This window comes from Rhizobium sp. AN6A, from assembly GCF_900215635.1.
In the GTDB taxonomy this organism is placed as follows: Bacteria; Pseudomonadota; Alphaproteobacteria; order Rhizobiales; family Rhizobiaceae; genus Agrobacterium; species Agrobacterium tumefaciens.
This window is the reverse complement of the sequence record NZ_OCNC01000004.1, coordinates 570,830-583,116: the sequence shown is the minus strand read 5'-3', so window position 1 is coordinate 583,116 and position 12,287 is coordinate 570,830. Positions and strand designations below refer to the sequence as shown.

At 58.4% G+C, this 12,287-nt stretch carries 14 protein-coding genes; 8 read left to right on the top strand and 6 right to left on the bottom strand.

Features of this window, described 5'->3' with window-relative positions:
• Positions 1 to 8 precede the first annotated feature (8 nt).
• Together CRO62_RS15480 and ctrA are read right to left on the bottom strand one after the other, a co-directional pair.
• On the bottom strand, positions 9 to 524 hold the full coding sequence (locus CRO62_RS15480; protein WP_097100806.1) for a GNAT family N-acetyltransferase: 516 nt from the start codon (positions 522 to 524) through the stop codon (positions 9 to 11).
• Positions 525 to 606: 82 nt separating this feature from the next.
• On the bottom strand, positions 607 to 1,311 hold the full coding sequence (ctrA, locus tag CRO62_RS15475; protein ID WP_003491823.1) for a response regulator transcription factor CtrA: 705 nt from the start codon (positions 1,309 to 1,311) through the stop codon (positions 607 to 609).
• 481 nt (positions 1,312 to 1,792) lie between these two features.
• Between ctrA and CRO62_RS15470 the strand changes: the two genes are divergently transcribed.
• The gene (locus CRO62_RS15470; protein WP_013636730.1) at positions 1,793 to 2,143 is read left to right on the top strand and encodes a flagellar export protein FliJ; all 351 of its coding nucleotides are present in this window, start codon (positions 1,793 to 1,795) and stop codon (positions 2,141 to 2,143) included.
• 312 nt (positions 2,144 to 2,455) lie between these two features.
• Entirely contained in the window at positions 2,456 to 2,659 is a 204-nt protein-coding gene (locus tag CRO62_RS15465) for a DUF1059 domain-containing protein (protein WP_003513967.1), read from the top strand.
• Between the two features lie 210 nt (positions 2,660 to 2,869).
• On the opposite strand, the gene CRO62_RS15460 is transcribed toward CRO62_RS15465, so the two are convergent.
• The 4 genes from CRO62_RS15460 to cysQ form a co-directional block, all read right to left on the bottom strand.
• A complete protein-coding gene (locus tag CRO62_RS15460) occupies positions 2,870 to 3,151 on the bottom strand; it encodes a GNAT family N-acetyltransferase (RefSeq protein WP_065687540.1) in 282 nt (93 codons plus the stop codon).
• Between the two features lie 220 nt (positions 3,152 to 3,371).
• On the bottom strand, positions 3,372 to 3,647 hold the full coding sequence (locus CRO62_RS15455; protein ID WP_003513963.1) for a DUF1153 domain-containing protein: 276 nt from the start codon (positions 3,645 to 3,647) through the stop codon (positions 3,372 to 3,374).
• Positions 3,648 to 3,838: 191 nt separating this feature from the next.
• Positions 3,839 to 4,882, bottom strand: a complete 1,044-nt coding sequence (locus tag CRO62_RS15450) for a DUF2793 domain-containing protein (protein ID WP_097100805.1) — start codon at positions 4,880 to 4,882, stop codon at positions 3,839 to 3,841.
• A 399-nt stretch (positions 4,883 to 5,281) separates the two neighbouring features.
• Positions 5,282 to 6,076: a 3'(2'),5'-bisphosphate nucleotidase CysQ gene (gene cysQ / locus CRO62_RS15440; RefSeq protein ID WP_097100804.1), complete on the bottom strand. Its 795-nt coding sequence runs from the start codon at positions 6,074 to 6,076 to the stop codon at positions 5,282 to 5,284.
• 335 nt (positions 6,077 to 6,411) lie between these two features.
• Here cysQ and CRO62_RS15435 point away from each other — a divergent pair, with 335 nt between their 5' ends.
• The 6 genes from CRO62_RS15435 (at position 6,412) to CRO62_RS15410 (ending at position 12,084) form a co-directional block, all read left to right on the top strand.
• The gene (locus CRO62_RS15435; RefSeq protein WP_097100803.1) at positions 6,412 to 7,314 is read left to right on the top strand and encodes a branched-chain amino acid ABC transporter permease; all 903 of its coding nucleotides are present in this window, start codon (positions 6,412 to 6,414) and stop codon (positions 7,312 to 7,314) included.
• Positions 7,315 to 7,363: 49 nt separating this feature from the next.
• A complete protein-coding gene (gene livM, locus CRO62_RS15430; RefSeq protein WP_410171782.1) occupies positions 7,364 to 8,716 on the top strand; it encodes a high-affinity branched-chain amino acid ABC transporter permease LivM in 1,353 nt (450 codons plus the stop codon).
• A complete protein-coding gene (locus CRO62_RS15425; RefSeq protein ID WP_097100801.1) occupies positions 8,716 to 9,594 on the top strand; it encodes an ABC transporter ATP-binding protein in 879 nt (292 codons plus the stop codon). The genes livM and CRO62_RS15425 overlap by 1 nt, the downstream gene beginning before the upstream one ends.
• Positions 9,594 to 10,322, top strand: a complete 729-nt coding sequence (locus tag CRO62_RS15420) for an ABC transporter ATP-binding protein (protein WP_003513939.1) — start codon at positions 9,594 to 9,596, stop codon at positions 10,320 to 10,322. Before CRO62_RS15425 ends, CRO62_RS15420 begins: the two co-directional genes overlap by 1 nt.
• Before the next feature lie 171 nt (positions 10,323 to 10,493).
• On the top strand, positions 10,494 to 10,847 hold the full coding sequence (locus tag CRO62_RS15415; protein WP_003513938.1) for a DUF6867 family protein: 354 nt from the start codon (positions 10,494 to 10,496) through the stop codon (positions 10,845 to 10,847).
• Positions 10,848 to 10,965: 118 nt separating this feature from the next.
• On the top strand, positions 10,966 to 12,084 hold the full coding sequence (locus CRO62_RS15410) for a branched-chain amino acid ABC transporter substrate-binding protein (RefSeq protein WP_003513936.1): 1,119 nt from the start codon (positions 10,966 to 10,968) through the stop codon (positions 12,082 to 12,084).
• Positions 12,085 to 12,287: the final 203 nt, after the last annotated feature.

Sequence of the window (12,287 nt, the reverse complement as noted above, 5' to 3'; positions counted from 1 at the left end):
CCGATCCTTCAGGCCGCTTTTTGCGGATGATACCGATAGGCAAGGTCTTCGGGATCAGACCGTGGTGCCGATGGGTCGATAATACCGCCGAGGCGCTGTGCAACTGCTGCTGATTTGCTGTTGCGCGGCGAGACATAGCTGACCAGCGTCTGCAATTTCAGGGTCTCGAATGCCCAGTCGCGCAGTGCGGAGGCCGCTTCCGCAGCATAACCGTGCCCTTCCTGGCCGCCATAAAGCAGCCAGCCCAGTTCCTTTTCGGGAAATAGCGGGCCGTGATTGATGCCGACCTGGCCGATACATTGCCCGGTTTCGCCAAGTTCGATCATCAGCGCCCCGTGGCCGAAAAAATGCCAGTTGGCGAGATCGTGACAAAAAACGCCCCAGGTCGACGGCAGGTCATATGGTCCGCCGACGCCGATGGAGCGGGTTGACGCCATAAAGTCGCGATAGGCGGGGAAATCCGCCAAGATCTGCGGGCGCAAAATCAGGCGTTCCGTCCTGAGGGTGGGGATAGAATGGTCCATGGCACTATCCAATCATGAAATCGCAACAAAAAACCCGCTGTCGCCAGCGGGTCTTTTAAAAACTGCCATATCCTGAAGGGGATCAGGCGGTTTCGAGAAATTCCGTGGCTCCATCAGGCTCGCGCAGGACATAACCGCGGCCCCAGACGGTTTCGATGTAGTTTGCGCCGCCTGCGGCATTTGCGAGCTTCTTGCGCAGCTTGCAGATGAAGACGTCGATGATCTTCAGTTCCGGTTCGTCCATGCCGCCATAAAGGTGGTTCAGGAACATTTCCTTGGTCAGCGTCGTGCCCTTGCGCAGCGAAAGCAGCTCAAGCATCTGATATTCCTTGCCGGTCAGGTGAACGCGCTGGCCGCCCACTTCAACCGTCTTGGCATCGAGATTGACGATCAGCTCGCCGGTGGAGATGACCGATTGCGCATGGCCCTTGGAACGGCGGACGATTGCGTGAATACGGGCAACAAGCTCGTCCTTGTGGAACGGCTTCGTCATGTAGTCGTCTGCGCCGAAGCCGAGACCACGAACCTTGTCCTCGATGCCGGCCATGCCGGAGAGGATGAGGATGGGTGTCTTGACCTTGGAAAGGCGCAAGGTTCTCAAGACCTCGTAACCCGACATGTCGGGCAGGTTGAGATCGAGAAGAATAATGTCGTAATCGTAGAGCTTACCGAGGTCCACGCCTTCCTCGCCGAGGTCGGTCGTGTAGACGTTAAAACTTTCCGACTTGAGCATCAGTTCGATGCTCTGCGCTGTTGCGCTGTCGTCTTCAATAAGTAGAACCCGCATAATTATCCCCTTTGCCGCCCGCAGATTGGTAAATCATTGCCTCGCGCGATGCGGATCCAGACGTTGCCTGATTTGCAGGCTGCCACCAAATGGTTAACAAATTCTAATTGCCTTTGGCAAGGTGTATCGAATTTATTAAGCAAAGTTGGCATTTCGCTGTTTTTGCACGTGAATCCACCATCGCCAAAATTGAAGCTTAACGTGAGGATATCTCGCTAAGTGATTCAATCGACTCTTACATCGTCGGGCCCGTTTTTTTGGACCTGGCATTTACCGACCCTTAAATGATCGTGTTTATCATTAACGATGCCCGTAAACGAAAGGTTAACGGCGGCGTTTTTTTATTAACGCCGGGTAACTTTTGGGAATCATTCCGGCACAACGGGTTAACCGGGCCGGTTGAGCGGGCGGGTTAAACGGGCCGATCGAGGGGGCATAGTGCCTTTTTGATCCGGGTCTCGCTATCCATGGAGTATTGCGTATGAAGTCGCGTGACAGCCTGGTTCGCCTGAAAGAATTTCAGGTTAATGAAAAACGCCGGCAACTTAGCCAGTTGCAGCAGATGATGTCCGAGTTTGAGCGGATGGCAAAGGAACTGGTGCATCAGATATCGCTGGAAGAGAGCAAGTCCGGCATTACCGATCCGACCCACTTCGCATATCCGACCTTCGCCAAGGCCGCGCGTCAGCGTGCGGACAATCTTCAGGTCTCGATCCGGGAGCTGAAGACCCAGCAGGAAGCCGCAGAGGCTTCTCTGGAAGAGGTGCAGGCCGAATATGAAAAGGCGGCGGCACTGGAAAACCGCGACGGAGCGATCCGCGCCCGCGCCTAGGTATCGGCGCAAGATCATATAAGGATCGTCCTCATTGACGGCTGCCGGTGGATCAGGAGGCGGCTTTCAATGACGGGATGCCCATGCTTTTTTCTGGAAGGCCGCCCCTCGTTGGCGGCCTTTTGCTTTGGCGCACCGCAGCGCCCTGCTGGCAGGTTTCTTGCGGGGGCAGGGATGCAGGGAATCCCTGCGTTTTCGATTGTCCGGGGCTGGGGAAAGGCGTAATTTGGTGAAGTTCCGACCAAGAGCCGGAGGCTTGTCCCACGCGCGCCCTGCGCGGACGCGGGTGGGCCAAAAGCGGGGAGGAAACAAATGGCCCGCCAATATATCGATTGCCGCGAATTCCCGAGCGACAGCAAATGCTCGATCGCCATCTCAGCCGATACGCCGGAGGAACTCATGGAAGCGGCGGTTCAACATGCCGTGGCAGTGCATGGCGCCGAGGATACGCCGGAATTTCGGGCCGAAGTTCGAAGGAGCATACATGCAGGAACACCGCCGCTGAAGGTGGCGTGATTGCTGGCAGCCTGAAACCTATCCGTCGACATGCCGGGCCTGATCCGGCATCCAGCCGACGCGCGTCTGCGCGGCGGAAGATTCCCTTAAGCTCAAGGATTTGAGCTGGCAGGACCCCGGCTCTTGGCCGGGGTGACGGAGCGTGTGGGCTCCGCTTTCGCTAAAAAACAAACTTGAGGTTTTGTCCCAAGCCTCAGCCCGTCTGGCTAGTTACCCCTGAATGACATCTGCCCAGTCAGGGTGGCGTAGCGTCTGAGCCTTGAAGAAAGGGCAGAGCGGAATGATTTTCCAGCCGCCCTTGCGCGCTTCATCGATGGCATGGGCGGCGAGCGCCTGGCCGACACCCTTGCCCCGCAGTGCATCGGGCACGCCGGTATGGTCGATGATGATGAGGGAAGGGGAGGTGCGCGAATAGGTCATCTCGGCCTTGTGGCCGTCGATGGTTGCCGAATATTCGCCGCGCGATCCGGTTTCGGTTGTCTTGATATCCATGATCTCTGCCTTCGCATTGCTTCTCGTTTTTTCCACTGTAACGGCCTGCGCCTGAATTGAAACAGCGGGATAGCGAACGCAGTGGACACAAACCGGTGACAGTCACTGGCTGTGTCTGGCAATTTTCAGGGGAAATCCAAAATCAAACCGAAAGCCCCGTCGATGCGACGGGGCGTTTTGGAAGTTCGGTTTGGGCGCGTTGCCGCGCCGGCGCACTGGTTTAGTGGCGATATTGCTGAATGCGCGTGGTGCGCAGGCCTGCAAGGCCATGATCGGCAATCGACGACTGCCAGGACAGGAATTCTTCGACGGTGAGCGTATAACGCTCGCAGGCTTCCTCAAGGCTCAGCAGTCCTCCGCGCACGGCGGCGACGACCTCTGCCTTTCTGCGAATAACCCATCGACGGGTATTTGACGGCGGAAGATCCGCAATCGTCAGAGGGCTGCCATCGGGGCCGATGACATATTTAACTCGTGGGCGTATCATTTCGGTCATTGGACACTCTATACAAACTCAAGACCATATGACGGGAACTTTAGCCCCGTACCTTTAAAAATTGCCTAAGCAGTTCGTGACAATTTATTAAGAATTTGAACGGTTTCGCCCGATCTGTTCGAGTCGCCTTATTTTGTCGGGAAAAAATTTTTCCAAAAATCGTGTTTTTTATCGTCCATCGGTTGTTTTCCTCACAGGGCCGCAAGCGAAAGGCACGTTTTCCCGCTGCCGTGGGCGAATTCCGCGGTTCCCTCATGCAACAGTCGCAGGCGATCGCCAGCATTGAGAGGCAGGATAAAGGTCGTCGACTGCGAGGTGCCGGCATTGGAGGCGTTGCCCGCCACAGTGAGGCCGCCAGCCGCACCGTTGACGGTAAGCGAAACCCGGTGCCCGGATGAGGACATCACGGCAAGCGACAGGGTGGCCAGATAGAGACCTTTCACGGGAACGACGAGTTCCCTTCCGCCGCCTGTGCCGACCGCGTCGCCGAGAACGAAACCACCCTCGTCGATGAAGAGCATGGAAAACCCCGAAGCCGAGCCGTTGGGCGGCCTCGTCGTGCCCGAAGGCAGGCTGGCCAGAACCACGGGCCGGTTCGGCATCGTGATCCTGCCGTCGCCGCTGCACAAAAGGGCCGTGTGCCAGGAAATGCCGTCGGCGCTGGTCTTGATCGAAAAACTGTCATTGCCTGCAAGGCCCATTTCCGCCCGGCCGCTCCAGCCGGACTGGAACAGCAGCGAGGCGGTATCGGCCTTTGCCGCCTTGTTGATCGCCATGCGGTGGTTGCCGTTCTCTTCTGTGTGGGTAAAGAGGCTGGCGGGGGCGGCAAGCGCCAGACGGTTGGTGGCATCAGCCTGTGTGCCAATGCCAAGCCTTTCGAGGGTAGCTGCGGCAGGCAGCGGCAAGTCCCGCCATGCGCTGTCCCGCAGGACGCGATGTTTACCCTCGCTGGCAAACCATGCCGTCCAGCCGGGCTGCGGTGCTATCAGCAGCCACGCACCGTCCTGCCGGAAGGCGAGCTTCCCGCCCTTGCCCGCCCAGTCGCCAGCGGCGTCAAGCGAGAGCAGGAAGCAGTCTCCCTCCGGCGCATTGTCGGGCGGGGCGGCGACCACGTCCTTGACGACCAGCTGGACGATCGCGTCCAGCCGCTGCAGCGCCTCGTTGTGGGTGACGTGTTTCTGAGCCTGCGAGGGCAGGATATAAGGAAGCCGAAGTCTCGCCGTCTGTTCAGTCATGATGTCTCTTCCGCGCTCGGTGGCTGTTCGCCAGCGATTGTGATGCGGCGCGGCGGGGCGGGGATGAGCGGGGATGAAATTATTTTTGCGGCTTCGGTTGAGAGTGTGTCCCGTGGTTGCGGAGATGGGCCGCTGTGGGCGAGCGGGAAAGCAGTCTCTGCTTAGGTGTTTGCGGCTTCACCCCCCTCTGCCCTGCCGGGCATCTCCCCCACAAGGAGGGAGATCAGCAAGATGCGCTACCCCCGCTTCGTTCTCAAACGTCGAGATTGGTGGGACCCCGCCACGAGTCGATCTCCACCCTTGTGGGGGAGATGCCCGGCAGGGCAGAGGGGGGTGAAGCCGCAGGCACCGAAGCGAATGGCTTATCACCCAAGGAGGCATAGAAGTTTCGCCGCCGTCCTATCGCGCGATATCCGCCGCAAGCGCCATCGCGCCCTCGGCAATGAAATCCGGGTTGGCGAGTGCATCTTCACCATCGCCTCTCACCTCATAGGCAAGCAGCCGGCCCTCGCAATCCAGCGTTCTGCCACCGGCGGCGCGCAGTACGGCGTCGCCTGCCGCCGTATCCCACATCATGGTGCGGCTGAAGCGGGGATAGATATCGGCAGCACCTTCCGCCAGCATGCAGAATTTCAGTGAGGAACCGACGGAGATGCAATCTTTCAGGCCGTGTTCGGCCACGAAGGCTTCCGTTTTCGCGGTACAGTGAGAGCGGCTGATCAGCGCCACTGGGGAGGCGCCGCGCTGTCGTGCCCGGATGGGGTGGCGCGCGAGGATCGCGCCTTCGCCTGATATTGCGAGCTTTTCGGCGCTGTTGTCCTTGCCGGTCCAGGCCTGGCCGCGGCAGGGGGCGTAAACCACGCCTGCAACCGGCACGCCGTTTCTGATCAGGGCGATATTGACGGTGAAATCATCCTTGCCGGAAATGAATTCCTTGGTTCCATCCAGCGGATCGACCAGAAAAAATTCCGCGCCTGTCTCCGGCAGAATGCCGTTCGAGACCGCTTCTTCGGCAATGACCGGGATTTGGGGAAAATGCGCAGCCAGTGCCTGCAGAATGATCACCTCCGCCCGCTGGTCTGCCTCGGTCACGGGTGAGCAATCGTCCTTGTACGATACGTGTGGCCCGGCGCGATGGACCGCCATGATTGCCTGCCCGGCGTCCAGCGCCGCTTTCGTCAATATGTCGATCATCTTGTTGCCGTTGCCATTTCGTGCCGGGGATCCTTTGCCCCTCTATTTCGCTACTCTTTTGCCCGCCACCCGTCAAACAATGCGTCAGGCAACACTGAAATAAGCATTCGGACGCCATTTTTTTAGCACTTACTGCCGAAATCCTGGCTATTCTGATCGGGAAAACGGCAGCGAATGTGGAAATTCCAAATTTTGTGCAGGATCGCCCGTTTTTGACTTCACATTTTTAGCGAACACGATATGCATTTTGCAGGTGGGGGCTAATCGAAAAGGTTCCCCCTATAATTAACATAAACGAGGCGTGGCTCATTAGAGGTCATGCCCAGGGGAAAGACATGGAGTATTTTATCCAGCAGCTCATCAACGGGCTGACTCTTGGATCGATCTACGGCCTCATCGCAATTGGCTATACGATGGTCTACGGCATCATCGGCATGATCAACTTCGCCCATGGCGATATTTTCATGCTTGGCGGTTTCGCCGCGCTGATCGTTTTTCTGATCGCAACATCGTTTTTTGCCGGTATTCCGGTGGCGCTTCTTCTAATTTTGATGATGGTCGTCGCCATGCTGATGACCGGCCTGTGGAACTGGGTGATCGAGCGCGTGGCCTACCGTCCGCTCAGAGGCTCGTTCCGCCTTGCGCCGCTGATCACCGCCATCGGCATGTCGATCGCGCTGTCCAATTTCATCCAGGTGACACAGGGTCCGCGTAACAAGCCGATCCCGTCAATGGTGACGGAAAGCTACCATTTCGGCTCCATCACCGTCTCGCTGAAGCAGTTCATCATCATGGCGGTGACGTCGGTGCTGCTGTTCGCCTTCTGGTACATCGTCAACAAGACCCCGCTCGGCCGGGCGCAGCGCGCCACCGAACAGGACCGCAAGATGGCGGCCCTTCTGGGTGTGGATGTCGACAAGACGATCTCGATCACCTTCATCATGGGTGCCGCACTCGCGGCGGTCGCCGGTACGATGTATCTGATGTATTACGGTGTCGCATCCTTCAACGATGGCTTCATCCCGGGCGTCAAGGCGTTTACCGCAGCGGTTCTCGGCGGTATCGGTTCGCTTCCGGGCGCCGTTCTCGGCGGTATCCTGATCGGCCTCATTGAATCTCTCTGGTCTGCCTATTTCTCCATTGCCTACAAGGACGTCGCGGCATTTGGCATCCTGGCTTTCGTGCTGATCTTCAAGCCGACCGGTATTCTCGGTCGTCCGGAAGTCGAGAAGGTGTGATCCCATGACCAATATCGCTTCCGAAAACGACACTTCCAGCCCGAGCCTGATGGCAACGGCGGTGAAGGAAGGCATCTTTGCGGGCATCGTCTCGCTCGGCATGTTCATTCTTTACGTCGGTATCGTTACCTATCAGGATATCAACAACCAGCTTATCTGGGGCACCCGCTGGGGGCTTCTGTCGATCTTCGTCGGCGTCGCCGCCATCGGCCGTTTCCTGATGGTCGGCTTCATCCGGCCGTCGATGGATCGCCGCAAGCTTGCCAAGGCCAAAAGCGGCATTCTGGAAATCTCCGAGGAAAAAGGCTTTTTCCACAAGCACTTTCTGAAGCTCGCGCTGGTTCTGCTGCTGCTTTATCCCGTCATCGCCGTGCAGCTGTTCGGTTTTCAGGGCTCGCTGAAATTCGTCGACAATTTCGGCATCCAGATCCTGATCTATGTGATGCTGGCCTGGGGCCTCAACATCGTCGTCGGCCTCGCGGGCCTGCTCGATCTCGGTTATGTGGCCTTCTATGCGGTCGGCGCCTATTCCTACGCGCTGCTGTCAAGCCATCTCGGCCTGTCCTTCTGGGTGCTTCTGCCGGTGGCCGGCATTCTTGCGGGCTTCTGGGGTATCATCCTCGGCTTCCCGGTGCTCAGACTTCGCGGCGACTATCTGGCCATCGTCACACTCGCCTTCGGTGAAATCATCCGCCTCGTGCTGTTGAACTGGACGGATGTGACCAAGGGCACTTTCGGCATTTCCGGCATCGCCAAGGCGTCTGTTTTCGGCATCTGGTCCTTCGATGTCGGCGCGCCGAACAACTTCGCCAAGGCCTTCGGCCTGACGATGTCGTCGGCCTATTACAAGATCTTCCTGTTCTACGTGATCCTGCTTCTGTGCATGCTGACGGCTTACGTCACCATCAAGCTGCGCCGCATGCCGATCGGCCGTGCGTGGGAAGCGCTGCGTGAAGATGAAATCGCCTGCCGCTCGCTCGGCATCGATACTGTCATCACCAAGCTTACCGCTTTTGCGACAGGCGCGATGTTTGGCGGTTTCGCCGGCTCGTTCTTCGCCGCGCGTCAGGGTTTCGTATCGCCGGAAAGCTTCGTCTTCCTGGAATCGGCCGTCATCCTCGCCATCGTCGTTCTCGGCGGCATGGGTTCGCTCACGGGCATCGCCATTGCCGCCCTCGTCATGGTCGGCGGCACGGAGCTGCTGCGCGAAATGGAATTCCTCAAGCATGTCTTCGGGCCTGATTTCACGCCGGAACTCTACCGCATGCTGCTGTTCGGTCTCGCCATGGTCATCGTCATGCTGTTCAAGCCGCGCGGCTTTGTCGGCTCACGAGAACCGACGGCCTTCCTCAGGGAACGCAAGGCCGTCTCGGGCAGCTTTACCAAGGAAGGTCACGGTTGATGGCTTCCGGAACGACAAACATGACACCCAATCTAACTGGCGATACGATCCTCAAGGTCGAACATCTCTCGATGCGGTTTGGCGGCCTGATGGCCATCAACGACTTCTCCTTCGAGGCGAAGCGCGGAGAGATCACGGCGCTGATCGGTCCGAACGGTGCTGGAAAGACCACGGTTTTCAACTGTATCACCGGCTTCTACAAGCCGACGATGGGCATGATCACCATGCGTCAGCAAACCGGCGAGGCGCATCTTCTGGAGCGCCTGCCGGATTTCGAGATCACCAAGAAGGCGAAGGTGGCGCGCACCTTCCAGAACATCCGCCTGTTTTCGGGTCTGACGGTTCTGGAAAACCTGCTGGTGGCGCAGCACAATGCGCTGATGAAGGCATCGGGCTACACCATTCTCGGTCTTCTCGGCCTGCCCGCCTACAAGAGGGCGGTCAACAGTTCGATCGAGAAGGCCAAATACTGGCTGGACAAGGCCGATCTGACCGATCGCGCCGACGACCCGGCCGGCGATCTGCCCTATGGCGCGCAGCGCCGTCTGGAAATCGCCCGCGCCATGTGCACGGGGCCGGAACTTCTTTGCCTCGATGAACCGGCGGCCGGTCTCAACCCGAAGGAATCGCTGGCGCTCAATGCGCTGCTGCGCGGTATCCGCGATGAAGGCACGTCGCTGCTTCTTATCGAGCACGACATGTCGGTGGTTATGCAGATCTCCGATCACGTCGTGGTTCTCGAATACGGCCAGAAGATTTCCGACGGTTCGCCGGACCATGTGAAGAACGACCCGAAGGTCATCGCCGCCTATCTGGGCGTCGAGGATGATGAAGTGGAAGACGTGATTGCGGAAGAACTCGACGGAGGAGTGGCCTGATGTCCGGTGAACCGCTTCTCAAAGTACAGGGTGTCGAAACCTATTACGGTAACATCCGGGCGTTGGCCGGTGTCGATGTCGAGGTCAACAAGGGCGAGATCGTCAGCCTTATCGGCGCCAACGGCGCTGGCAAATCGACACTGATGATGACCATCTGCGGCAGCCCGCAGGCGCGCACGGGCCAGGTGACGTTCGACGGCGAAGACATTACCCGCCTGCCGACGCACCTCATCGCCCGCAAGCGTATTGCCCAGTCACCCGAGGGCCGCCGGATTTTCCCGCGCATGACGGTGCTGGAAAACCTGCAGATGGGCGCCAATCTCGACAATCTCAAATATTTCAAAGAGGACGTCGAGAAGATTTTCGTCATGTTCCCGCGGCTGAAAGAACGTCAGAGCCAGCGTGGCGGCACGCTTTCCGGCGGCGAGCAGCAGATGCTCTCCATCGGCCGCGCGCTGATGGCACGGCCGAAACTGCTGCTTCTCGACGAACCGTCGCTGGGCCTTGCCCCGCTGATCGTCAAGGGCATCTTCGAGGCCATCAAGAAGCTCAACCAGGAAGAGGGCCTGACCGTCTTCCTCGTGGAGCAGAACGCCTTTGCGGCGCTGAAGCTTTCCGACCGTGCCTATGTGATGGTCAACGGCAAGGTGACGATGAGCGGTTCCGGCAGGGAATTGCTGGCTGATCCGCAGGTACGCGCGGCCTATCTCGAAGGCGGCCGGCACTGAAAGATTTTACTTGCGCCGGAAATTTTGCGGCGCAAGATAACGAACCGCCGCCGGCCGTTTTCGAAGGGGAAATGGCCGGTGGCAAACAATAAAATGCCTGCCGGAAAAACGGCGGGACGACAAACAAGGCAGGGCTGGACATTTGCATCCCGGCGCTGATGGGGAAAGAAGATGCAGGGCCTTTTATTCGAGACCGATAGCGGCGTGCGTTATATTCTGCGCGCACTGGTTGTTCTTCTTGGTTTCTGGACGGCGTGGCGCACGGGCAGATCCGTCGCCGATGGCTGGGGCGATTTCCCGCGTGTGGTGATCTACACGCTGGCTTTGGGGCTCGTGATGCGGTTTCTGCATTTCGCGCTTTTCAACGGGCCGTTCATCAACGGCTTCTACTACGTGTTTGACGTCGTTCTTCTTCTAGCTTTTTCCAGCATCGGTTTCCGCATGCGCAGGACGAGCCAGATGGTCAATAACTACTATTGGCTCTACGATCGGACGTCGGCATTTTCATATAAAAAGAAAGATTGACAGCCGGATTCCTCCGGCTGCACGATACTCGCGTGAGTGGAACGTTTCCTGTTCGGTTAAGGTGGGTACTGAACAGGTCCTGGTAGTCAACCCATCCAAAGGAACTGGGAGTATAGTAATGAAGAAGTCTCTTCTTTCCGCCGTTGCGCTGACCGCCATGGTCGCCTTCAGCGGTTCGGCCTGGGCCGATATCGTGATCGCTGTCGGCGGCCCGCTGACAGGTCCGAACGCCGCATTTGGCGCTCAGCTTCAGAAGGGTGCTGAACAGGCTGCGAAGGATATCAATGCTGCAGGCGGCATCAACGGCGAGCAGATCAAGATCGTTCTCGGCGATGACGTTTCCGATCCGAAGCAGGGTATCTCGGTTGCCAACAAATTCGTTGCTGATGGCGTGAAATTCGTCGTCGGTCACTTCAACTCCGGCGTTTCCATTCCGGCTTCCGAAGTTTATGCCGAAAACGGCATTCTCGAAGTAACGCCTGCTGCGACCAACCCTGTTTTCACCGAGCGTGGCCTGTGGAACACCTTCCGCACCTGCGGTCGTGACGACCAGCAGGGTGGCATTGCCGGCAAATATCTGGCCGACCACTACAAGGACGCCAAGATCGCCATCATTCACGACAAGACCCCCTATGGTCAGGGCCTTGCCGACGAAACCAAGAAGGCAGCCAATGCGGCCGGCCTGACGGAAGCCATGTATGAAGGCGTCAATGTCGGCGACAAGGACTTCTCCGCACTGATCTCCAAGATGAAGGAAGCCGGCGTTTCCGTTATCTACTGGGGTGGCCTGCACACCGAAGCCGGTCTGATCATCCGCCAGTCGGCTGACCAGGGTCTGAAGGCGAAGCTCATCTCGGGCGACGGTATCGTCTCGAACGAACTTGCTTCCATCGCCGGCGACGCCGTCGAAGGCACGCTGAACACCTTCGGTCCCGATCCGACGCTGCGTCCTGAAAACAAGGAACTGGTAGAGAAGTTCAAGGCCGCCGGCTTCAACCCGGAAGCCTACACGCTCTACTCCTACGCCGCGCTGCAGGCGATTGCCGGTGCTGCCAAGGCTGCCGGTTCCGTTGAGCCGGAAAAGGTTGCCGAAGCTCTGAAGAAGGGCACCTTCCCGACCGCACTCGGCGATATCTCCTTCGACGAGAAGGGCGACCCGAAGCTTCCCGGTTACGTCATGTACGAGTGGAAGAAGGGCCCGGACGGCAAGTTCACCTACATCCAGCAGGGGACGTAAGTCTTACTGGACTGCAATACGGAGGCCCGGTCGCAAGACCGGGCTTTCTGCTTTTTGGTGCGGGGCATTTCCGGCGCCATCATGCGGGCCTTGAGCCGAAACTCAGCCAGCCCAAGTCCTTGGGTTGAAGGACTCTCCCAGCCGCACGTCAGCCGGATTCCATCTCAAAGGCGGAATGACGGTGATGGGAAAGGCTCGAAGCC